Annotated in this window: 20 protein-coding genes; 15 read left to right on the top strand and 5 right to left on the bottom strand. The window is 64.8% G+C overall.

Going from position 1 to position 20,808, the window contains the following annotated elements:
• Positions 1–494 precede the first annotated feature (494 nt).
• The 5 genes from QFZ91_RS12145 (at position 495) to QFZ91_RS12125 (ending at position 8,096) form a co-directional block, all read left to right on the top strand.
• The gene (locus QFZ91_RS12145) at positions 495–1,490 is read left to right on the top strand and encodes a GlxA family transcriptional regulator (RefSeq protein WP_176379276.1); all 996 of its coding nucleotides are present in this window, start codon (positions 495–497) and stop codon (positions 1,488–1,490) included.
• 90 nt (positions 1,491–1,580) lie between these two features.
• Positions 1,581–3,182, top strand: coding sequence for a sugar phosphate nucleotidyltransferase (locus tag QFZ91_RS12140; RefSeq protein WP_429567382.1), 1,602 nt, complete (start codon positions 1,581–1,583; stop codon positions 3,180–3,182).
• Positions 3,183–3,235: 53 nt separating this feature from the next.
• Positions 3,236–4,621 carry an undecaprenyl-phosphate glucose phosphotransferase gene (locus QFZ91_RS12135; RefSeq protein ID WP_429567381.1) on the top strand — a complete coding sequence of 462 codons (1,386 nt, stop codon included), beginning with the start codon at positions 3,236–3,238 and terminating at the stop codon, positions 4,619–4,621.
• 39 nt (positions 4,622–4,660) lie between these two features.
• The gene (locus QFZ91_RS12130) at positions 4,661–5,803 is read left to right on the top strand and encodes a polysaccharide biosynthesis/export family protein (protein ID WP_176379101.1); all 1,143 of its coding nucleotides are present in this window, start codon (positions 4,661–4,663) and stop codon (positions 5,801–5,803) included.
• 49 nt (positions 5,804–5,852) lie between these two features.
• Positions 5,853–8,096 carry a polysaccharide biosynthesis tyrosine autokinase gene (locus QFZ91_RS12125; protein WP_429567380.1) on the top strand — a complete coding sequence of 748 codons (2,244 nt, stop codon included), beginning with the start codon at positions 5,853–5,855 and terminating at the stop codon, positions 8,094–8,096.
• A gap of 103 nt (positions 8,097–8,199) precedes the next feature.
• On the opposite strand, the gene QFZ91_RS12120 is transcribed toward QFZ91_RS12125, so the two are convergent.
• Positions 8,200–8,628: a hypothetical protein gene (locus QFZ91_RS12120; protein ID WP_429567379.1), complete on the bottom strand. Its 429-nt coding sequence runs from the start codon at positions 8,626–8,628 to the stop codon at positions 8,200–8,202.
• A 1-nt stretch (position 8,629) separates the two neighbouring features.
• On the opposite strand from QFZ91_RS12120, the gene QFZ91_RS12115 reads away from it, so the two are divergent.
• Positions 8,630–9,580, top strand: coding sequence for a hypothetical protein (locus QFZ91_RS12115; RefSeq protein ID WP_429567378.1), 951 nt, complete (start codon positions 8,630–8,632; stop codon positions 9,578–9,580).
• Between the two features lie 346 nt (positions 9,581–9,926).
• Here the strand turns inward: QFZ91_RS12115 and QFZ91_RS12110 are convergent, their stop codons facing one another.
• Positions 9,927–10,544, bottom strand: a complete 618-nt coding sequence (locus QFZ91_RS12110; RefSeq protein WP_429567377.1) for a hypothetical protein — start codon at positions 10,542–10,544, stop codon at positions 9,927–9,929.
• A gap of 320 nt (positions 10,545–10,864) precedes the next feature.
• On the opposite strand from QFZ91_RS12110, the gene QFZ91_RS12105 reads away from it, so the two are divergent.
• From QFZ91_RS12105 to groL, 4 genes are all read left to right on the top strand, one after another.
• The gene (locus tag QFZ91_RS12105) at positions 10,865–11,071 is read left to right on the top strand and encodes a hypothetical protein (protein ID WP_429567376.1); all 207 of its coding nucleotides are present in this window, start codon (positions 10,865–10,867) and stop codon (positions 11,069–11,071) included.
• On the top strand, positions 11,065–11,253 hold the full coding sequence (locus QFZ91_RS12100; RefSeq protein ID WP_429567375.1) for a hypothetical protein: 189 nt from the start codon (positions 11,065–11,067) through the stop codon (positions 11,251–11,253). The genes QFZ91_RS12105 and QFZ91_RS12100 overlap by 7 nt, the downstream gene beginning before the upstream one ends.
• 371 nt (positions 11,254–11,624) lie before the next feature.
• A complete protein-coding gene (groES, locus tag QFZ91_RS12095) occupies positions 11,625–11,915 on the top strand; it encodes a co-chaperone GroES (protein ID WP_008923887.1) in 291 nt (96 codons plus the stop codon).
• Positions 11,916–11,966: 51 nt separating this feature from the next.
• A complete protein-coding gene (groL, locus tag QFZ91_RS12090; protein WP_013088588.1) occupies positions 11,967–13,607 on the top strand; it encodes a chaperonin GroEL in 1,641 nt (546 codons plus the stop codon).
• Between the two features lie 202 nt (positions 13,608–13,809).
• Here the strand turns inward: groL and cysC are convergent, their stop codons facing one another.
• The 3 genes from cysC to QFZ91_RS12075 all read right to left on the bottom strand — a co-directional run bounded on the left by cysC (position 13,810) and on the right by QFZ91_RS12075 (position 16,721).
• Positions 13,810–14,448 (bottom strand): adenylyl-sulfate kinase, encoded by a 639-nt coding sequence (cysC, locus tag QFZ91_RS12085; RefSeq protein WP_429567374.1) that lies wholly within the window; start codon positions 14,446–14,448, stop codon positions 13,810–13,812.
• A 26-nt stretch (positions 14,449–14,474) separates the two neighbouring features.
• The gene (locus QFZ91_RS12080) at positions 14,475–15,686 is read right to left on the bottom strand and encodes a chondroitin 4-O-sulfotransferase (protein ID WP_429568630.1); all 1,212 of its coding nucleotides are present in this window, start codon (positions 15,684–15,686) and stop codon (positions 14,475–14,477) included.
• A gap of 171 nt (positions 15,687–15,857) precedes the next feature.
• Positions 15,858–16,721, bottom strand: coding sequence for a hydroxymethylpyrimidine/phosphomethylpyrimidine kinase (locus QFZ91_RS12075; RefSeq protein WP_176122572.1), 864 nt, complete (start codon positions 16,719–16,721; stop codon positions 15,858–15,860).
• A gap of 298 nt (positions 16,722–17,019) precedes the next feature.
• Between QFZ91_RS12075 and QFZ91_RS12070 the strand changes: the two genes are divergently transcribed.
• The 5 genes from QFZ91_RS12070 (at position 17,020) to pyrR (ending at position 20,756) form a co-directional block, all read left to right on the top strand.
• On the top strand, positions 17,020–17,190 hold the full coding sequence (locus QFZ91_RS12070) for a rubredoxin (RefSeq protein ID WP_006047743.1): 171 nt from the start codon (positions 17,020–17,022) through the stop codon (positions 17,188–17,190).
• 295 nt (positions 17,191–17,485) lie between these two features.
• On the top strand, positions 17,486–18,892 hold the full coding sequence (locus tag QFZ91_RS12065; protein WP_429567373.1) for a hypothetical protein: 1,407 nt from the start codon (positions 17,486–17,488) through the stop codon (positions 18,890–18,892).
• A gap of 308 nt (positions 18,893–19,200) precedes the next feature.
• Positions 19,201–19,779, top strand: a complete 579-nt coding sequence (locus QFZ91_RS12060) for a YqgE/AlgH family protein (protein WP_013088593.1) — start codon at positions 19,201–19,203, stop codon at positions 19,777–19,779.
• Between the two features lie 10 nt (positions 19,780–19,789).
• Entirely contained in the window at positions 19,790–20,230 is a 441-nt protein-coding gene (gene ruvX / locus QFZ91_RS12055; protein ID WP_429567372.1) for a Holliday junction resolvase RuvX, read from the top strand.
• On the top strand, positions 20,217–20,756 hold the full coding sequence (gene pyrR / locus QFZ91_RS12050; protein WP_429567371.1) for a bifunctional pyr operon transcriptional regulator/uracil phosphoribosyltransferase PyrR: 540 nt from the start codon (positions 20,217–20,219) through the stop codon (positions 20,754–20,756). The genes ruvX and pyrR overlap by 14 nt, the downstream gene beginning before the upstream one ends.
• Positions 20,757–20,808: the final 52 nt, after the last annotated feature.

Genomic DNA, 20,808 nt, shown 5'->3' with positions numbered 1-20,808 from the left:
CTGGCGCGTTGAGTGCTTGTATTGGACGGTGGAATCGGCGGTCGCGCGGCGCTTGCGCCGATGGTCAGCGGAGCTTGCCGATGAAGCCGGGCTCGCCAGGGAGCGGTGGGGTACGTTCCACTCATCGTCGCCGGATTCCAGCAAAAAATCGCTTTTAAAATACGCGCCAGTGGGTGAATAAGGCGGAGGTGCGTCGTTTTTCGAGTAGCCCGACAGTGTGCGCTGGCGTACGCATTCATTTTTCAAATTGCTTTAAGATTCACGAGTGCATATTCAACTATATGCGGATAGACGATTAATCCATTGAAAAGACGGTCGCTTCGGTATTGAGCCGAATTGCACTGGCCGATCATGTAGTCATAGCGCCAATATGTCCGCACTTTCGGACATGGCGGCAGAGCGCCGGAGGTCGTCGCTATGATGCACTGCGCGGAGTTCGCATTGCGCGTGATCGTCAAAGGTGTAGTTGATCGTTTTCTGTCGAGAGGATGACTATGACCTGCGCGAGTCTCGAGTCTGCAATGCTGCGCTGGGTGCATGCGCCGAACAAGGGCGTGCGTCGTGTCGCGATTCTGTTGTTCAACGACTGCTCGCTGCAAGGAGCAGGAGTTATCGCCGAGATGTTTCAGGCTGCCAACGAACTCTCCACTTCCGGTTCGGGCGCGTGGCTGTACGACGTATCGTTTTTGTCCGCCGACGGAGGCATGGTGAGTTCGTCGTCGGGGTTGCGCGTATGGACCGACGGACTCGATGCGCGCCATTACGTCGGCTTCGATGCGCTCTATGTGGCGGGCGGCAAGGGCGCGGCGTCCGCAGCGCGCGATGAGCGTGTGCTCGGATGGCTGCGGCGGGTGCGTCGCAACACCGCGATGATCCGCTCGATCGCCGAAGGGCGCGCGGTGCTCGACGCGGCGGCGCTGCCCGAGGACAAGGATGCGAGCGACCTGCGCCAGCCAACTATGGCCAGGAATGGTACGGGTTCGGCAGAGCAGGGTGCCGTCGAACTGAGCGACCGGCTGGAATCGATGCGCAGCGCGCTCGCGATGATCAAGCGCGATCTGGGCAACGCGACCGCACGCTCGGCGGCCGAACGGCTGCTGTCGGACTCGTGCACGAACCTCGCGCCGCTGCTCGGCGAGGACGGCGGCATGAGTCCCGGCGACAAGATTCGCGCGGCGGCGCGCTGGCTGCAGGAAAACTGCCAGCAGGCGATTTCGATTGCGGATGCCGCGCAATTCGCGGCAATGAGCGAGCGCAACTTTCTGCGCCGCTTCAAGATGGAAATGGGTATTACGCCGTCGAGTTTCCTGTTGCACGAGCGCCTCGCGGTGACGTGCAGCCTGTTGACCGAATCGGAATTGCCGGTCGACAAGATCGCCCGTCGAACCGGGATGGGCAACGGCGATCGGCTCGCGAAAGTGTTTCGCAAGCGGATGAGGATTTCGCCGACCGAGTTCAGGATTCAAAGCCGCCGCATGGCGGGCGAGTAGCACCGACGGAGCCAGCCCGGTCACCGCGCAGTGCAGGCGGGGACGGGTCCGTTGTTCGTTGTACCTTGCAGACCGATAAGGATTCCCGATATGTTGACGCAGGCAGGTGTGAGCGCCCGATCCGTCGAGCCGAACGGCGCAAGCGCCGGGGTCGCTGGCGCGCGCTGCGCGCACATCGTCCCGGTCATTCTCGCGGGTGGCTCGGGCACGCGGCTTTGGCCGGTGTCGCGCGAAAACTTTCCGAAGCAGCTGATCGACGTGGTCGGCTCCGACTCGCTGCTGCAGGCGACCGCGCGGCGGCTCGAGGGCTTCCCGGCGGGCTGGAGCGTCGACGCATCGCCGATCGTCGTGTGCGGCGAGGAGCATCGCTTCGTGATCGCCGAACAGTTGCATGAAAACGGCGTCGACGCGCGTCTGATCGTCGAGCCCGCGCGCCGCGACACGGCGCCGGCGCTGACACTCGCGGCATCGCTCGCGTGCGCCGCCGGCGACGACGCGATCCTGATCGTGATGCCGGCCGATCACGCGATCGCGGACGTGCCCGCGCTGCAGCGCGCGTTGGCGTGCGCGGCGCACCACGCGAGCGAGGGCGCGATCGCGACGCTCGGCGTGCCGCCGACGCGTCCCGACACCGGCTTCGGCTATATCCGCATCGGCGCGGCATTGGCCGCCGGCGGCCATGCGATCGACGGTTTCGTCGAGAAGCCCGCCGAGGAAATCGCGCGGCAATACCTGAGCGCGGGTACCTATTGGTGGAATAGCGGCATTTTTATCGTGCGTGCGCGCGTGTGGCTCGACACGCTCGCGTCGCTGCGGCCCGACATGCATGCGCCGTGCACGAGCGCGTTCGCGAGCGGCAAGCAGGACGGCGACGTGTTCCGGCCGTCGCACGACACGTTCCTCGATGTGCCCGCCGATTCGATCGACTACGCGGTGATGGAGCGTTTGACCGAACCACCGCCGGCAGAAGGCGACAGCGGGAGCAACGCCGACACGCAAGGCGCGGCGCAGAGCGAGACGCAAGCTCGAAACCCGGCCGCGGAGATGCCGCCCGGCGTCGTGATCCCGCTGGAAGCCGGCTGGTCCGACCTCGGCTCGTGGGACGCGGTATGGGCCGCGATGGAGAAGGACCCGAACGGCAACGCCGGGCGTGGGCGCGTGACGTTCGAAGGCGCGGTGTCCTGCTATGCGCATTCGGAAGGGCGGCTCGTCGCGTGCGTCGGCACCGCCAACGTCGTCGTGGTCGAGACCGCCGACGCGGTGCTCGTGGTGGACCGCTCGCATGTGCATGACGTCAAGGGGCTCGTGTCGCGCATCAAGGCGCAGCACGCGCCGGAGGCCGACGCGCATCGCAAGGTGCGGCGCCCGTGGGGCTTCTACGATTCGATCGATCGCGGCGAGCGCTTCCAGGTCAAGCGCATCGTCGTGACGCCCGGCGCGAAGCTGTCATTGCAACTGCATCATCATCGCGCCGAGCATTGGGTGGTCGTGCGCGGCACCGCGCTCGTCACGCGCGGCGAAGAGCAGTTCCTGCTCAGCGAAAACGAATCGACCTATATTCCGCTCGGCACGCGTCACCGGCTCGAAAACCCGGGCAGGGTGCCGCTTGAAATCATCGAAATCCAGTCGGGTACCTATCTCGGCGAAGACGACATCGTAAGGTTCGACGACAACTACGGCCGCTGCCCGTAGGCAGCCCATGCACCCCCTTTTTGCGTACAGGAAGGCGGAACGAGGTAAGGAAAATGCGCAAGTTTCAGGATCTGCTCGCGCAGATTTTCGATGTCGCTTTGGTATTGGCGGGCGCGACCGTGGCGTCACGGATTCGCTTCGACTATCTCGGCCAGTCGGGTTTCTACTGGGCGCTGGTGATGTTTTCGGCTGCGTTCGCGCTCGCGATCTTCCCCGCGTTCGGGGTATATGAATCATGGCGCGGCCGCTCGAAGCTCGGGCTCGCCGGGCAGGTGTCGCTCGCGTGGCTGATCGTGCAGGCCTGCGCGCTCGTGCTGATGTACTCACTGCATCGCATCGATATCGTGTCGCGGCTGTGGTTCTCGTACTGGACGGCGACGACGGGCGGCCTGCTGATCGCGAATCGGGTGATTACGCACGCGGTGCTCGCGCGGGCGCGCGGCGCGGGTATGAACCTGCATCAGGTCGCGATCGTCGGCAGCGGCTCGCAGTGCGATGCGATCCTGCGTCGCATCGAGTCGGCGCCGAGCGCGGGCTTTCGCGCGACCGCCGTCTACAACACGCGCCCGGACGACTCCGGCGTGACGAATCCGCGCGTGCCGGTGTTCGATCGCGTCGATCTGCTGGCCGACTACATCCGCAGCAACGACGTGCACGAGCTATGGCTGATGCTGTCGCTGTCCGAAGAGCCGCTGATCTGCGCGCTGATCGACGAGTTCCGCGACGACCTCGTGAATATCCGCTTCATGCCGGACGTGCGCAGCCATGCGCTGTTCGAAGGCAGCGGCGTGGTCGATCTGCTCGGCATGCCGGCGATCAATCTGGTCGCCTCGCCGCTGTCGGCCAACGCGATGCTGAAGAAGGAAATTTTCGACCGGCTGTTCGCGGCGACCGCGATCGTGGCCCTCGCGCCGCTGCTCGTTTGCATCGCGATCGCGGTGAAGCTCTCGTCGCGCGGACCGGTGCTGTTCAAACAGAAGCGCAAGGGCGCGGACGGCCGCGTGTTTACGATCTACAAGTTCCGCTCGATGCGCGTGCATACCGAAGCGAAGGGCACCTTGAGCCAGGCGACGCGCAACGACAAGCGCGTGACGAAAGTGGGCGCGTTTTTGCGCCGCACGAGCCTCGACGAGCTGCCGCAATTTTTCAACGTGTTGCGTGGCGACATGTCGGTCGTAGGACCGCGTCCCCATGCGCTCGAGCACGACGACCTCTATCAGAAGGTGGTCGCGGGCTATATCCATCGCTACCGGATCAAACCGGGAATCACGGGCTGGGCGCAGATCAACGGCTTCCGTGGCGAAACCGACCGCATCGAGAAGATGGAGCGTCGCGTCGAACATGACCTGTACTACCTGGGTCACTGGTCGTTCGCACTCGATATGCGGATCATCGGCGCGACGATTGTCGCCGGACTGGTGCATCGAAACGCTTATTAGAAAGTCATAACAACGCCTCGGGGCGAAGGAGTAAAGATCATGAGCTCACTTGGTTTTCGCACAGGAAGTCTTGTGGTTTTCGCTAGTGCAGCAGTATTGCTTTCCGGATGCCAGATCGTGCCGGGACAACGGATGATCACGCCGGCCGGGATTCAGGACACGGGTGGCGAATTCAGTACCGAAGCTTCGCAGCAGAAGCAGATTCCGATCACCGATATCAATCTGGAACTGCTGAGGAAGATTGGTGCCGATCAGAAGGCTTCCCAACTGCCGCCGGAGACGGCGGGGCTGTTCGGCAAGCCGGCGCCGTACAAGCTGGGCCCTGGCGACGTGCTGCAGATCGTCGTGTGGGATCACCCGGAACTCGCGGCCGCTCTTGGCCAGCCGCCGACCAATTCGCGCCCTAGCGATGCGATGCCGGGCTTCCTGATCGATGAAACCGGCGACATCCAGTTTCCGTATGCGGGCACACTGCACGTCGTGGGCAAGACCGTCTCGCAGATCCAGCGCGAATTGAATCAGCGTTTGAGCAAGGTGTACCAGAAGCCTGAGATAACGGTGCGCGTCGCGTCGTTCCGTAACGCGACGGTGTATGTCGATGGCGAAGTGCGCACGCCGGGCACGCAATCGATCAACGACGTCCCGATGTCGCTGACGAACGCGATCGGTCTGGGCGGCGGCTTCACCACGACCGCGGATCGCAGCCGCGTCGATCTGATCCGCAACGGCACGACCTATAGGCTGAACATCGACGACCTCGTCAAACGCGGCCGCAATCCGTCGGAAATCTATCTGCAGCCGGGCGATACCGTGCGCGTGAACGCGCGCGAAGACAGCGGCGTCTACGTGATGGGCGAAGTCAACAAGCCGGCCACGGTGCTGCCGCTGCGCAACGGCTCGCTGACGCTGTCACAGGCGATCTCGGACGGCGGCAGCTTCGACTCGAACACGGCCTCGGGGCAGCAACTGTTCGTGATCCGCAATTCGACCAGCGAGTCGCCGCAGATCTATCACCTCGACGCGACTTCGCCGGTGGCGATGCTGCTCGCGAACCAGTTCGAGCTGCAGCCGAAGGACATCGTGTACGTCGGCCAGGGCGGTCTCGTTCGCTTCAACCGCGTGCTGAACCTGCTGTTGCCGGCGATCAACGCGGCGGTGACGGGAGTCGTCGTGTCGAAGTAACGCAGGCGTGACGCGATATCTGAACCGGCAGGCCTTGTTGGGTGAAAACATGGCAATCAATTACGAAAATCGCTACGCCGGCGTGTATGAACCGGGGCAGTTGCATCTGTCGGACTACGTGCGCACGATCGTGCGCGGTTGGCGCACGATCCTCATCGTGACGCTGATCGCGCTCGCGCTCGGTAGCGCATACGCGTTCCTCACGCCGCCGGTCTATCGTTCGGACGTGCTGTTTCACGTTCAGGACAGGACGGCGAATGCGGCGAACGTCAATGCGAACGGCCGGGATGCGGCATCGCCGCTTCCCGGCGCGTACGATTCGAAGCCGTCGACCGCGGCGCAGATCGAGCTTTTGAAGTCGCGTCTCGTCACCGAGGAAGCGGTCCGCGCGCTGCACCTCGACATCACGGCGAAGCCGCGTTATCTGCCGGTGATCGGCAGCAGGATCGCGGGACTCGTGAACGGGCACTGGTGGTTCCGGCTGCCGTCGTTCATCAACCTGCGCGGATTCGCGTGGGGCAACGAGAGCATCGCGGTGTCGCGCTTCGACGTGTCGAAGGACCTGTATGGCGAGACCTTCACGCTGGTTGCGGGCGCCGGCAACACCTTCATGCTGCGCGATCCTCACGGCAGCGCGATTCTGTCGGGGCGCGTCGGCGAGACCGTGCAGACCGATACCGCGGTCGGGCCGATCACGCTGCACGTCGACACACTGGTCGGCGCGCCGGGCTCGCGTTTCGAACTGACGCGCGCTTCGACGCTCGGCACGGTGGAGCGTCTGGCGAAGACGATGGTCGTGCAGGAGACGGCCGAGGACTCTGGCGTGATCCGCGTGAGCCTCGAAGGCGCCGACCCGGCGCTGATCGCGGCGATCGTCAACAACGTGGCGCGCCAGTTCGTGCGCCAGGATCTGGCAAGCCGTTCGAGCGAGTCCGATCACACGCTCGCGTATCTCGAGCAGCAACTGCCCGCCGCGCGCAAGGCGCTCGACGATGCGGAAGAACGCTACGGCAAGTTCCGCAATACCCATGGCACCGTCGATCTCGGCGAAGAAAGCAAGCTGCTGCTGCAGCAGATCGTCGACAACAAGACGAAGCTGCTCGATCTGCAGCAGCAGCGCGCGGAGCTATTGCAGAAGTTCACGCCGAACCATCCGACGGTCGCCGCGCTCGATGCGCAGATCGCCGCATTGCAGGGCGCGCAGAGCACGATGAACCGCAGCGTCTCGACGATGCCCGACACCGAGCAGACCGCGTTGCGTCTGCAGCGCGACGTGCACGTGAACACCGATCTTTACACGAACCTGCTCAACAGCGTGCAGCGGCTGCGGGTGGCGCAGGCCGGGCAGGTGGGCGGCGTGCGCGTGGTGGACTTCGCCGAAACGCCCGACGATCCGGTGCGGCCGAAGCGCATGCTGGTGATTTTGATGTCGCTCGGCGGCGGCCTCGTGCTCGGCTTGCTGCTGGTGTTCCTGAAGCGCGCGATGCGCGGCGGCGTGGAGCGCCCGGACGAACTCGAGGGGATGCTCGGCGTGCCGGTATTCGCGGTGGTGCCGCGCAGCCAGACGCAATTGCGTCTGCAGGAAAAGGTGTCATTGCGCCAGCGCGGGCAGCATGTGCTCGCGCAGCAGGCGCCCGAGGATCTCGCGGTGGAGGGCGTGCGCAATCTGCGCACGTCGCTGCAGTTGTCGCTCGATCATGCGGCCAACAATGTCGTGATGATCACCGGGTCGCGGCCCGATGCGGGCAAGTCGTTTCTATCGGTGAATCTGGCGACGCTGGTCGCGTCGGCAAACAAGCGCGTGCTGATCATCGACGGTGACATGCGGCGCGGCGACGTGCATTCGCATTTCGGCGTCAGTCATCGGCCGGGACTGTCCGACGTGCTGTGCGGCGGCGATCTCAACGCGATGATCCAGCGCGACGTGCTGCCGGGCCTCGACGTGCTCGCGAAAGGCACGCTCCCCTCGCACCCGGCCGAACTGCTGATGAGCCGACGCTTCGAGGCTATGCTCGAGGTGCTGAAGCCGCAATACGACGTCGTGATCATCGATACGCCGCCGGTGCTCGCCGTGACCGATTCGACGCTGATCGGCAAATACGCGGCGACGTCGCTGCTGGTCGTGCGGCATGGGCGTCAGCCGCTGCACGAGATCATCGAAACCGCCAAACGCCTGCGTAACGGTGGTGTCGGCCTGCGCGGCGTGCTGCTCACCGATGTGCCGCAGGAAGCCGCGTTCCTCGGCTCGGGGTATCAGGGCGGCTATTACGGCTACGACAGCATCGTCGGTTGACACGGCCGCCCGCGCAGCGCGTCTTTTGGGGGGCGCCGCGCGGCAGGCGTGATTGGCGGCATGCTCGTGCCGCCATCTGGCGAGATCCCTCGCAATCCTTAGCTCAGTGGTGGCGCAGCAGATCGCGCAATGCGTGCGACTCTTCCGCCGGCGGCTCCACGGTCTGCCACGCCGACGGCGGGATGGTCTGCCACGCCGATTCGTGCGACGCGAGCGAGACGAGGCGCTGCGCGTCCTTGCTGCTCGAATCGATCCGCAACGCTTCGTTGGCGTTGTGCGACGCGCACTCCCAACGTCCGACGTTGCTACAGCCGCGCGCGAGACTCAGCAACGCGTCCCGTTGCTGCTCTAGCGTGCTGACCTGGGCGCGCATGCGGCGCGCGTCGCGATTGTCGGGCTGCGCGGTGATGGCCGCGGCGAGGCGCGCTTTGGTCGCCGACAGATTGCCTCGTTGCAGATAGCCGCGCGCGGCTTTCAGATTGCGCTCGGCGTCGGCGCGCTGTTTGTCGGCCAGCGTGAGCGGGGCGGCCAACGTGTCGGTGTTGCTGCTGTGGTTGGTGTTGATCGACGTGACCGCAGTACCGCGCGGCGTGGGCGCGGCGACGCCCGCGCCCGATTTCGTGGTTGGCGCTGCGGTGGGTGCGGTCGTGACGATGAGTGGAGACGATGGCACGACGGCCGGCGTGGTCGCAACGACTGACGGTGACGGTCGGGCCGGGACGGGTGCGGTCGCCACGGCTGGCGGTGACGAATGCGCTACGGCTGGCGGTGACGAATGCGCCACGGTTGGCGCGGACGCGACGACGGGCGGTGAGAATGGCGTGACGGTCGGCGCGGTCGCCACGACGGGCGGTGACGAGAGCGTCATGGTAGACGCGGACGCGACGACGGGCGGTGCTGCGCGAGCTACGGTCGGCGTGGTCGCCACGGCGGTCGGCGCCGAGCGCGTTACGGTTGGCGCGGTCGCCACGACGGGCGATGAGGATGGTGCGACGGTCGAGGTGGTGGCCACGACTGGCGGTGACGACCGCGCCAAGGTGGGCGCGGTCGCAACGACGGGCGACGAGGATGGCGCGACATTCGGCGTGGCCGCCACGGCCGGCGGTGACGAGCGCGCCACGGCAGGCGCGGTCGCCACGACCTGCGACGCCGATGACGCGACAGGCGCGCTCACATTCGCCGGTTGCTGCCGCGCGACGATCACGGGACGCGGCGCTTGCGCGACGATCGACGCGGGCGTCGGCGCCGCGGCAACCGACGGCGCCGCATTCCGCGCAACGCTCTGCGCGGGGACTTGCCCAGGCGTGTCCGGGTGCACTGTGCCGAAGACCGTCACTGGCGTGTCGACGCTCGCATCGTCGTCGAGAAGAACGAAGCCGATATACACGGCGCCGAGCGTCGCGAGCGCGGCCGCGGTTAGCGCAAGCGGGTGCCGCCGTCGACGTCCGCCCGGCTCGAACGTGGCCTCGTCGAGCAATTCGTAGGGACTCATCTTCGTTTGCGCGGAGCGCCGCGAGGCGCGGTCCGCGGGCAAGCTCGCGGCCGCTGGCAGCGGGTCGAGTTGCGCGCGCGATGTACTCAGCGCCCGGGATCGCGCGGTGCGCTCGCCGGGCTTGTCGTTCGTATCGAACGAATCGATCGGCAGCGCATGGCATGCGGGACACGGCGAAAAGCGGCCCGGCAGCGGCACGCCGCAGTATGCGCAGTGATGGAAAAATGGCTGGTCGGAAGTCGAGTCGCGCGGCATGGCCGTGTCGCTCCACTGGCGCCGAAGGTCGGCGCCATTAAAAAGAATGAATGCGACGACGCTCGCAGGCGGCGTCGGCCGAACTACTGGACGACGTAACCGCGCGCCTGCATGCACGCGCCGTAGGCGGCCCAATAGCGGGTCATCGGAGGCTCGGGCGCGGGCAGCGGCGGCAGCTTCACGTTCGACGCCGCGTTGGCCTGCGTCGAAGCGCCCGCTCCATCCGACGCGCCGGCTGCCGCGCTCGCGCCCGGTGTCGCCGCCGATGCGCTCGGCGGTGCGTTCGCCGTCGCGGTGGCCGGTGCCCCTGGCGCGCTAGCGCCGTTCGCGGCTTCGTTCACGGGCTTCGCCGACGCTGCGCCGCCAGGCGCCTGCGCGCCGGCGAGCGGCGCGCTCGCGGCTTCTGGCGCGCTCGCGTTCCACGGCAGCGGCGTGGCCGAGAAGGAACTGGGGGGAAGCGGGGGTTTCGACGGTACGCCGGTCGACGCACCTTTGGCCGCCGGCGGATGACGCGGCGGAATCTGCGACTCGTGGGCCATGTTGACCCCGGTCACGCGGTTCGCCTCGGCGTAGCACATCGCGTTATCGATGCTGCGCTCGTAAGGGCTCTGACTTCGGATCGGATAGGTGACTGGCCGCCACGCGAACGCGGCAGTGCTCGTCACCAATAGCGTCAGTACGGTATATGTTTTGAATGCCATCGCAGTCACTCCCGCAGCGATGTCTCGCCTTTTTGTGTTTGATTTCGTGTCGTGTTCGAGCTTGTTGTCGATGTCTGGCGCTCGTGCTTCTGTCGCGGCCTGCCGATAGGCCGTGGCGTTGCGGTGCTCGTGCCACGGCTCCCCGGAAGGGCACGTCGCAAATGCCGCTTTGACGAGCGTAGCACCGCGGCTTGGCCGCGCGATGCATCGAATAGCGCGCGAAAACGCCATCGTGCAGTGCAATCAAGACACAATCGGCGAGGCGGCGTTGAAGATCGGGACAATCCCTGGTCGCCACGAAGGATCGTCAGGAGTCGAAGATGAAGAATCCATCGTATCGCTATCGACCGCTTTGCGCTGCGCTTTGTTTGTCGATGCTGTCGCTGGCCGCGCCGCTCGCGAGCGGCGCGAGCGACGCCAACATGAGCGCAGAGACGGCGGGCGAGCGGGCGAGTTTCGCGCAGGCGTTTTGCGGCGTGTCGCCCGAGCGCATCGGCGCCTATAAGGAGCGGCTCCGAAAGTGCTGACCGGAGCGACCGATTTCGATCAGCACTGGGACGCGGGCTGGCATCGCGCCGACGACACCAATAGCCAGATGAACGCACCACGCGAGCGAGACCCGAAGGAATTCGCGGCGCGTATCAAGGTCAATTACGAACGGCTCAAGTGGATGGCTGGTAACGCGTTGCGCCCGCCTGCGCAGAAGTGAGTCGAACCATGCTCGATCGGACGGGGGTTTTCCCTGGAAATCGCAGATCCGACGGTATCGAGTACGGTGCGTGGCTGCTGTCTGTCTGCGATAGCGCCCCTTCGCCGTGCGGCGACAAGCCGTAAATCTCGTCGCAAGTATTTGTTTTTGCTCGGGTTCGCAGCTCAGACGCATGATTGCGCCGGCGCGCCGGCACCGCGACGGTCGTGCAAAACCTCGCCCGCAGCGCCGCTGCTCCCTACTTCTTGAATTTGTCACTACGCGTCCATATAATTAGCACTCGCTGCACGAGAGTGCTAACAACATCTCCGGTTGGCTCGTCCAGCCGGGTTTTCTCAGCGTTCTTCAGTCTCAATCAGAGAGGAGTATGTATGAACCTTCGTCCTTTGCATGATCGCGTGATCGTCAAGCGTCTGGATCAGGAAACCAAGACCGCGTCGGGCATCGTGATCCCCGAAGCCGCAGCGGAAAAGCCGGATCAAGGTGAAATCCTCGCAGTCGGCCCGGGCAAGCGCGACGACAAGGGCGCAGCGATCGCCCTCGACGTGAAGGTCGGCGACCGCGTCCTGTTCGGCAAGTACGCAGGCCAGACCGTCAAGGTCGACGGCAACGAACTGCTGGTGATGCGCGAAGAAGACATCATGGCCGTGGTGCAGAAGTAAGCGCAAAGTCGCTACTTCCGGTTATATCCAAAGTATTCAAGGAGTTAGAAGATGGCAGCTAAAGACGTCGTATTCGGTGATTCCGCCCGTGCCAAGATGGTCGAAGGCGTGAACATTCTCGCCAACGCCGTGAAGGTCACGCTGGGTCCGAAGGGCCGCAACGTGGTCCTCGAGCGCAGCTTCGGCGGCCCGACGGTCACCAAGGACGGTGTGTCGGTCGCAAAAGAGATCGAACTGAAAGACAAGCTCCAGAACATGGGCGCGCAAATGGTCAAGGAAGTCGCTTCCAAGACCAGCGACAACGCAGGCGACGGCACGACGACCGCTACGGTTCTCGCGCAATCGATCGTCCGCGAAGGCATGAAGTACGTCGCATCGGGCATGAACCCGATGGACCTGAAGCGCGGCATCGACAAGGCCGTTGCAGCCGCAATCGAAGAACTGCGCAAGATCAGCAAGCCGTGCACGACCAACAAGGAAATCGCCCAGGTTGGCGCGATCTCGGCGAACAGCGATTCGTCGATCGGCGAGCGCATCGCTGAAGCAATGGACAAGGTCGGCAAGGAAGGCGTGATTACCGTCGAAGACGGCAAGTCGCTGCAAGATGAGCTGGACGTCGTCGAAGGTATGCAATTCGACCGCGGCTACCTGTCGCCGTACTTCATCAACAACCCGGACAAGCAAGTTGCCGTGCTCGACAACCCGTTCGTGCTGCTGCACGACAAGAAGGTGTCGAACATCCGTGATCTGCTGCCGGTTCTTGAACAAGTCGCGAAGGCTGGCCGTCCGCTGCTGATCATCGCTGAAGACGTGGAAGGCGAAGCGCTCGCAACGCTGGTCGTCAACAACATCCGCGGCATCCTGAAGACCGTTGCTGTCAAGGCACCGGGCTTCGGCGATCGTCGTAAGGCGATGCTGGAAGACATCGCGATCCTGACCGGCGGCCAGGTCATCGCAGAAGAAACCGGCCTCACGCTCGAGAAGGCAACGCTGGCTGAACTGGGCCAGGCGAAGCGTATCGAAGTGGGCAAGGAAAACACCACGATCATCGACGGCGCTGGCGAAGCAGCGAACATCGAAGCTCGCGTCAAGCAAGTGCGCAAGCAGATCGAAGAAGCGACCTCGGACTATGACCGTGAAAAGCTGCAAGAACGCGTTGCCAAGCTGGCAGGCGGCGTTGCAGTGATCAAGGTCGGTGCTGCGACCGAAGTCGAAATGAAGGAAAAGAAGGCACGTGTCGAAGACGCACTGCACGCAACGCGCGCAGCTGTGGAAGAAGGCATCGTCGCTGGTGGCGGCGTCGCGCTGATCCGTGCGCGTACGGCGATCGCTGGCCTGAAGGGCGCAAACGCCGATCAGGACGCAGGTATCAAGATCGTTCTGCGTGCAATGGAAGAGCCGCTGCGCCAGATCGTCACCAACGGTGGCGAAGAAGCGAGCGTCGTCGTGGCAGCGGTTGCTGCTGGCAAGGGCAACTACGGCTACAACGCAGCGACCGGCGAGTACGTCGACCTGGTTGACGCAGGTGTCGTGGACCCGACGAAGGTGACGCGCACGGCGCTGCAAAACGCAGCTTCGGTTGCTGGCCTGCTGCTGACGACCGACGCAGCTGTCTGCGAACTGCCGAAGGAAGATGCTCCGATGCCTGGCGGCATGCCCGGCGGCATGGGCGGCATGGGCATGGACATGTAATTCCGCTCGGGCCTCGTGGTCCGGCCGCGTGGTTGAACTGCCGCGCGTCTGGATCACGGACGAGGCCCGCTTGGAAGATCATGTGGGGAGTGCGCCGCGAGGCGTTTCCTCAAACGAAAAAACCCGCTCAGGCGGGTTTTTTCGTTTGGAGCCGGCGCTGATGTGGCGGCCAGCAAGCGCTTCCGGACGCCCTTTGTCCGGATCAGGCGCCCGCGACGTGAGCCGTACGGTGAGCCGATCTTGCGAGACACTTTTCGTGCAGGTAGTGGAAAATCTGCGCGACGCTTTGCGCGGGGCTCAGCGTTCCGGTTTCGACGTGCAGGTCTGGATCGATCGGTGCTTCATAGGGCGCTGATACACCGGTGAACGAACTAATCTCGCCAGACCTCGCTTTCGCGTAAAGACCTTTGGGATCGCGGCTTGCGCACGTGGCGAGCGAGGCGGACACGTAGGTTTCGACGAACTTGTCGGCTCCGATGATCTCGCGCGCCATTGCGCGGTCTTCGCGTAGCGGTGAAATCAGCGCGGTAATCACGATCAAACCCGCATCGTTCATCAACTGGGCGACGTGCGCGACGCGGCGGATGTTTTCGCGCCGGTCGTCCCGCTCGAAGCCCAGGTCGCTCGCCAGACCGTGGCGGATGTTATCGCCGTCGAGCACATAGCAGGCATGACCGAGAGCGATTAGCCGCTCTTCGAGCGCGAACGCCAGTGTGGATTTACCGGCGCCGGACAGGCCGGTCAGCCATATCGTGGCGGGCGTCTGATCGAATATGCGCATGCGGTCCTGCGCCGCGATCTTGCCGGTGAAGCGTTGCACGAAGATGGGCGGCTCTTTCATGTATAAGTTCTCCTGTCTCCTTTGGCTCACTCGCAGTGCCAGCCTTGTCGCCACGTGCCAGCGTTGTGCAGGCGTTCCGTGGAATCCGCGATCGTAACGCAAAAGCCTTCTGGGATGCCGTCTGGCAGCGCAATCGAAAATCCGCTGTTCGAACTCGGATAGCCGGCGCTTGCCACATCGGGCCGCGGCTCGCCGCTGAGGCCAGTTGCGACGATCTGCGCGCCGATCCGCACTTCGAGCGGCACTTGCCGCTCTGGCCTGCTCAAGTTGACGGCCCAGCCGCGCACTACACCGTCCCCCACCGTGTCGACGAAGCCGTCGAACAGGTCGGCCGGCGGACGCCGCTGGCTTTGCGCGAACTCCAGATAAGTATCGATCGGCGTCAGATCGAAGCGGCGGATCACCTCATGCACGCGCGACAAGAATGAGCCGTCGATGCCCAGAACCGTTGCGCTATAAATGTGCGGATTCTCGAGCTGATCTATTTCTGCCTGGATCACGCGGACCAATTCGAGTGCATTCGAAAAGACGCTGCCCGATTTTTTCGCATAAGCTTCGACGATGCGATTGGCATCGCGAAACAGCTCGTAATCAAGACTATTGTCATCGATAAATTTCTGTCTTGCTGCTTCGCTCAGCAGTGCTGTGCTATTCGGTTTGCCATTAATGCGGTTCGCTTCGAAGCAGAACGGTAATTTCATTCCGGTCGAACCGCATAACCGCAGTAAGAATTCGCTCATGTCCTCGCAGAGGCCGACGGTACCGATATGTTCGCGCAAATGGATTTGCGCGACGGCGAGGGACGCTTCGTTGACCGCCGGTTCGCCGCTCAGCATCTGCACGAACAGGTTCCGGCCGCCGAGCGATTCGCTGACCCACTCGTCGAGCGATAGCACGCCTTGAAGCGCCATAGCCTCCGGCGTCGACACGCTGACCCCGCGCATGATTTGGCCGTTCTTGCCGTTCGCGGCATACCGGTAGTGAGAGATGTGGCGCGCGAGCGGATCGCGCAGGATCGTGCAGTAGTTGACTGGATGTTTCATCACCCGATGAATCCCAAACGGATGATGTCCACCGCCGACTTGCGTCTCGAGAAGCTTCGCGCGACAGTTTCGCCACCCATCCTGATCCCAAACAAAGCTAATGAATTGATCATTACCTTTGTTCAAATCAAAGCACGAAATAACGGTCGAACCGCCGCATTTCGGTGGATGGATAAAAAAGGTCGGAAAAGACATGTGGGGACATATGGCTGTCAGGGATGCGTAAAGTCTAGACAAACGTTGTCATTGACGTTGTAACGTTTAATTACGCAGGAACACGTCTGGTTACATTGGCGCGAAAGACGCACTGAATGAAAAAACCCGCCTGATAGCGGGTTTCTAGTCGATTACCGATGAATCACGAGGTCAGTGTCGCGCTTCCCCGGGCGCTGCGCCCTTGCCTTGGGCCGGCGGGGTTTCGTCGTCGTCGCTGCTGCGTGCCCAGAAGAAACGATCGGGCATGTACGCCCCCATGCCGGGCCGGAACGCATTGCGCACCGCCTGATACAGATACTCCTGGCTTTCGCGCACCGCTTCCGCGGGCTCCTGGCCGTTGGCGAGCAGCGCGGCGATCGCCGCGCCAAGCGTATCGGTCAGGCCCGTCAGCCGATGGGGCGCACGGTCCCACAAGTCCTGACGCAACTGGCCGTCCTCGCTGAAGAGCGTGTTGACGAGCCGGTGCGTGCCGGTTTCGGTCGACAGAATGTACTCGCAGCCCTGCGACAGCAGATGCGAGATCGCGGCGTCGAGGCTCGGCGCCTCCGCGTCACCGTCGGGCTGCGCAAGCGCGAGCAGCGTCGACGAGTCGGCGACCAGCAGCGTGGTTTGCGGGGCGAGCAGATCGGCGATCGCTTCGCGCAGTTCGTCGGCGGCGAGCACGTGTTCGTCGTCGAGAGTGAAGTCCGGGGCGAGGATCAGCGGGACATCGTCGTAGTCGGCAACCACTTCCGCGATCGCGCTGACCACCTCGGCGCGCGTGCACGCGCCGACCTTGAAGGCGGCGATCGGCATGTCCTCGAGCAGCATGCGCGCCTGCGTCGCGACGATGTCAGGGTCGAGGCCGGTGACTTCATCGCAGCTCGCCGAGTCGCGCACGGTATAGCCCGTGAGCACGGATACGCCGTGGCAGCCCATGCTGGCAAGTGTCATCAGGTCCGCCTGCAGGCCGGAGCCGCCGGTGGGATCGGAGAGGCCGAAGGTGAGGACGATCGGAGGCGTGTCGCTGGGCATGAAAATGGATAAGAAAAGCAGGATTTCGGCGCACAGTGCGCAATTGGCTCAATTATGCGGCCTAAACCGTTGACAGGGCGTTTTTTCGCGCGGCTTGCCCGAGGGCCCGCCCTACCGTGTCGCTGGCGCCCGCCCAACGCGTGGCAAGACGCCGCAAGCGGCGCTGGCACGGCGCGCGGGCGCCCCGCCGAAGGCCGGTCCACGTTACGGTTGCGCGTTTTCGATTGCTAGGCATGGGGGCGCCAACACGGTACCATCATGGCTCCCGTTTCCACGGACTCAACGACGCGACAAAAGAATGGAATATCAAAGCTGGATGTGCCTGATTTGCGGCTGGATTTACGACGAAGAGGCCGGCTTGCCCGACGAAGGCATTGCGCCGGGCACGCGCTGGGAAGACGTGCCCATCAACTGGACGTGTCCCGAGTGCGGAGCGCGCAAGGAAGACTTCGAAATGGTCCAAATCTGAAGCACGGCAAGCCCCGGAAGCTTCGGCCCCAAAACGGTGTCGCGAGGTTCGGTCCCGAACCTGAACCCTGAGCTTCAATCCCGAAAGTGAGCGGTGTCGCCACCGCACAATTGCTGCATTCGCTTGATGCGTCCGGCGCGCCCGGCGCCTGTCTGAGCGCGCTGGCGCGGAACATCGCCGGACGCGTCGTGTCGCAACGGTAGTCTGTCATTGTCCTGTCGCCGGTTCGCGCGGTGGCCGCTCACTCGGCACGCGGCGCGAAGCGACGGCGCCGTCAGCTTCGTGTCGCCTGCCCATGACTCTTCGATCCGCAGCACCCGTTTCCATCGATGCACTGCCGAACCCGCGCGGCGGCGCGGTCCGCCCGGCGGAACTGGCGCTCGCCGAGGCGTCGCTGGCGTTCGAGCAGCGCCACGAGAGCGGTGCCGCGCTGCTGCGTGCGTCGCATGCCTTGCGCACCGCGGGCTGGCTCAGCGCGCAGCGTTTCGCCGACGCGCTGGTGCGGCTCTCGCCGCTCGCGAGCGACGAGTCGGCCGAAGCGCAAAGCGCCCGGCCGGTGTTCGGTGCGGCGCTGCGCGACTTCCGCGCGGCGCTCGAACGTCACAATCTGCGCGAGCTCAGCTGCTCGCCGACGCTGTTCAACCATTACCGCGAGCTGTGCGCGCAACTCGTCGAACCCACGCCGGGCTCCGCCGTCGCGTTCGAAGAGCTCGCGCTGTGCGCGCGGCCGGTGCCCCCGGCGTCGCTGCACGCTCAATCGGCCGATCAGCTGGCACATCTGCGGGCGCGCTACGAGCGCGCTCTGCTGCCGGTGCTGCGCTCGCAGGCCGACACGGGTAGCGCGGTGGCGCTTGCGGTCACGAACGCCGCGCTCGACGAGCTCGACGCCGTGTTCACCGAACTCGCCGGCCCCGATCCCTACGACTTCTGGCGGCTCGCGCGCGCCTGCGCGAAGGCGCTGCGCGCGCGCGGCCACGCAATTCGCGATATCGAGGCACGGCGCTTTTACGCGCGCTGCAACCTGGCGCTCGCCGATCACGCGCGCGGCATCGAGCGCGCGCCCCGTTCGCTGGTGCGCGCGACGCTCGCGCTGCTGTGGCGCGACTACGCGCTGTTCGGCGCGGCCGCCCAGGACGCCGATCAGGTCGAGGTGCTGCACGATTACGGCTTGACCGTCGACTGGCACGTCGCCGGCACGCAGTCGTCGGAAGCGCTGTGGGAGGCGCGCGCGCTCGAGGCGCAGTCGCTGCCGCACACGCGCGATCTCGGCGTGCTGAGTGTCAACGCGAACGCGTACGAAGATTTCCTGCAGACCGCCGAAGCGTCGATCGAGGCGCTCGCCGCGCATGCCCGCGCGGCCGATCAGCCGGAGAAAGCCGACCCGAGCGAAGCACTGCAGGCGGGCGACGCCGCCTACCGGCTCGGCTCGGCCGCCTGCGCGCTCGGTCTCGGTCACGTGGCGCTGCTCGCCGATGCGCTCGGGCTCGCATGGCGGCGTCGTGCGCATGCGGCCGTCGCGACGCCGGCGGTGCGCGTACACGTGATCGTCGGCGCGCCGGCGGCCGACACGCTCGAGCAGGCCGCCGAGGCGTTGCGCGCGTCGCTGCACAAGGTCGCTGCGGGCGTTGGGCCGGCCGGCGGCAGCTTCACGCAGGCGGCGCTCACCGCGCTCACGCGCGCGATCGAGCAGGGCGGCGCGTGAAGCGCAAGCCAGGCCGAACCAAACGCGCGACGTGGCGCGCGAATTGCGTCCGCAACGCCTCGACCGACGCGCGCCGAATCCGCTGAAACCCATTTTGACGAGTCACAATCCCGCTACTTCGCGACACGCGCCGAACCTGCCGTTCTACGCGGTGTTTCGGCGCCTGATCGCGGCATGGCGCGAGTCGCGCGCGTGATAGAGTGGAACTTGATCCGGCGTCGATGACGCCGCACGTAGCGTGCAACCCAACGCGTTGCAATGCTCAAAGCAGCCCGCCATCGCGCATCGTCTTTGCTAAAATCCGAACTATGTCCAAGAGTACCGATCGCATCAATCTGACCAACCAGTTCCTGATCGCCATGCCGAACATGGCCGATCCGACGTTTTCAGGAACGGTGGTCTACCTTTGCGATCACAGTGAGCGCGGCGCGCTCGGCCTCGTGATCAACCGGCCGACCGATATCGACCTGGAAGCGCTCTTCAATCGCATCGATCTGAAGCTCGAGATCGAACCTCTTCTCCATGTTCCCGTGTATTTCGGCGGCCCGGTGCAAACCGAGCGCGGCTTCGTGCTGCACGATCCGAAAGGCGGCAGCGCGTACACGTCGTCGATGTCGGTGCCGGGCGGGCTCGAAATGACCACCTCGAAAGACGTGCTCGAGGCCGTCGCGAGCGGCAACGGTCCGGAGCGTTTCCTGCTGACGCTCGGCCACGCCGGCTGGGGCGCCGGTCAGCTCGAAGACGAAATCTCGAAGAACGGCTGGCTGACGGTCGAGGCCGATCCGAAGATCGTCTTCGACGTGCCGGCCGAAGATCGTCTCGAAGCGGCGCTCGCGCTGCTCGGCGTGTCGCTGTCGATGCTGTCGGGCGAGGCTGGGCACGCATGAGGGGCCGCGCATGAATCTGCTGGCCGGACGTGAGGCGACGCTGCTTGCGTTCGACTACGGCGTGAAACGCATCGGCGTGGCGGTCGGCAATTCGCTGACGCGCCGCGCGCGGCCGCTCGTCGTCGTGCAGAACCGTAGCAAGGAGTACCGTTTCGAAGCGCTCGGCAAGCTGATCGCCGAATGGAAGCCCGATGCACTGGTGATCGGCCTGCCGATCCACCCCGACGGCACACCGCACGAGCGCACGCAGCTCGCGAAGCGCTTCGGCAACCAGCTGAACGGCCGCTTCAATCTGCCGGTCACGTGGGTCGACGAGCGCTACTCGTCGGTCGAGGCCGAGGCGCAAATCCGCGCCGGCAACGCCCGCGCCGACATGCTCGATGCCGAAGCCGCGAGCATCATCCTCCAGCAATATCTTGACGGACTTTCCGACGATCATGAGTTCCATTGACGCCGAAGCGCTGTATCGCGCGTTGCTCGACCAGATTCGCGCGGCCTATGGCGACCAGCTCGCTGCAGCGCACGACGGCGCCCAGGCGGCGGTGCTCGCGGGTATCCATAGCGGCGGCGCATGGCTCGCCGAGCGGCTCGCGCGCGACCTGAACCTGCCGAGCTTCGGCGTGGTGAACGTCGCGCTGCATCGCGACGACTATGCGAAGAAAGGGCTGCACGCGCAGGCGAGCCCGACCTCGCTGCCGTTCGCGGTCGATGCCAGCCGCATCGTGCTGGTCGACGACGTGCTGTACACCGGCCGCACGATTCGCGCGGCGGTGAACGAGTTGTATGACTATGGCCGGCCGGCGTCGGTCGAACTCGCGGTGCTCGCCGATCGCGGCGGACGCGAGTTGCCGGTGGCGGCGCGCTTCGTCGGCGGCGTGGTCGACGTGCCGGCCGACGCGACGCTCGTGCTGGACCACGAAGACGACGGCGCGGGCGGCCAGCGGTTCTCTTTTCACACTGAAGCACGCGTCGATTGAAACTTGCGCGAGCAACGCGCCGCGTTCTCGATCACGTTGCAGTCCGTATTTG

The organism is Paraburkholderia sp. JPY419 (assembly GCF_050435705.1).
Lineage (GTDB): Bacteria > Pseudomonadota > Gammaproteobacteria > Burkholderiales > Burkholderiaceae > Paraburkholderia > Paraburkholderia youngii.
This window is presented reverse-complemented; position numbering and strand designations above follow the sequence as displayed.

What these genes read in the sequence shown, in the direction of transcription:
- QFZ91_RS12145 (WP_176379276.1), top strand. Translation starts at nt 495, where the DNA reads ATGACCTGCGCGAGTCTCGAGTCTGCAATGCTGCGCTGGGTGCATGCG.
- QFZ91_RS12140 (WP_429567382.1), top strand. Translation starts at nt 1,581, where the DNA reads ATGTTGACGCAGGCAGGTGTGAGCGCCCGATCCGTCGAGCCGAACGGC.
- QFZ91_RS12135 (WP_429567381.1), top strand. Translation starts at nt 3,236, where the DNA reads ATGCGCAAGTTTCAGGATCTGCTCGCGCAGATTTTCGATGTCGCTTTG.
- QFZ91_RS12130 (WP_176379101.1), top strand. Translation starts at nt 4,661, where the DNA reads ATGAGCTCACTTGGTTTTCGCACAGGAAGTCTTGTGGTTTTCGCTAGT.
- QFZ91_RS12125 (WP_429567380.1), top strand. Translation starts at nt 5,853, where the DNA reads ATGGCAATCAATTACGAAAATCGCTACGCCGGCGTGTATGAACCGGGG.
- QFZ91_RS12110 (WP_429567377.1), bottom strand. Translation starts at nt 10,544, where the DNA reads ATGGCATTCAAAACATATACCGTACTGACGCTATTGGTGACGAGCACT.
- QFZ91_RS12105 (WP_429567376.1), top strand. Translation starts at nt 10,865, where the DNA reads ATGAAGAATCCATCGTATCGCTATCGACCGCTTTGCGCTGCGCTTTGT.
- groES (WP_008923887.1), top strand. Translation starts at nt 11,625, where the DNA reads ATGAACCTTCGTCCTTTGCATGATCGCGTGATCGTCAAGCGTCTGGAT.
- groL (WP_013088588.1), top strand. Translation starts at nt 11,967, where the DNA reads ATGGCAGCTAAAGACGTCGTATTCGGTGATTCCGCCCGTGCCAAGATG.
- cysC (WP_429567374.1), bottom strand. Translation starts at nt 14,448, where the DNA reads ATGAAAGAGCCGCCCATCTTCGTGCAACGCTTCACCGGCAAGATCGCG.
- QFZ91_RS12080 (WP_429568630.1), bottom strand. Translation starts at nt 15,686, where the DNA reads ATGTCTTTTCCGACCTTTTTTATCCATCCACCGAAATGCGGCGGTTCG.
- QFZ91_RS12075 (WP_176122572.1), bottom strand. Translation starts at nt 16,721, where the DNA reads ATGCCCAGCGACACGCCTCCGATCGTCCTCACCTTCGGCCTCTCCGAT.
- QFZ91_RS12070 (WP_006047743.1), top strand. Translation starts at nt 17,020, where the DNA reads ATGGAATATCAAAGCTGGATGTGCCTGATTTGCGGCTGGATTTACGAC.
- QFZ91_RS12065 (WP_429567373.1), top strand. Translation starts at nt 17,486, where the DNA reads ATGACTCTTCGATCCGCAGCACCCGTTTCCATCGATGCACTGCCGAAC.
- QFZ91_RS12060 (WP_013088593.1), top strand. Translation starts at nt 19,201, where the DNA reads ATGTCCAAGAGTACCGATCGCATCAATCTGACCAACCAGTTCCTGATC.
- ruvX (WP_429567372.1), top strand. Translation starts at nt 19,790, where the DNA reads ATGAATCTGCTGGCCGGACGTGAGGCGACGCTGCTTGCGTTCGACTAC.
- pyrR (WP_429567371.1), top strand. Translation starts at nt 20,217, where the DNA reads ATGAGTTCCATTGACGCCGAAGCGCTGTATCGCGCGTTGCTCGACCAG.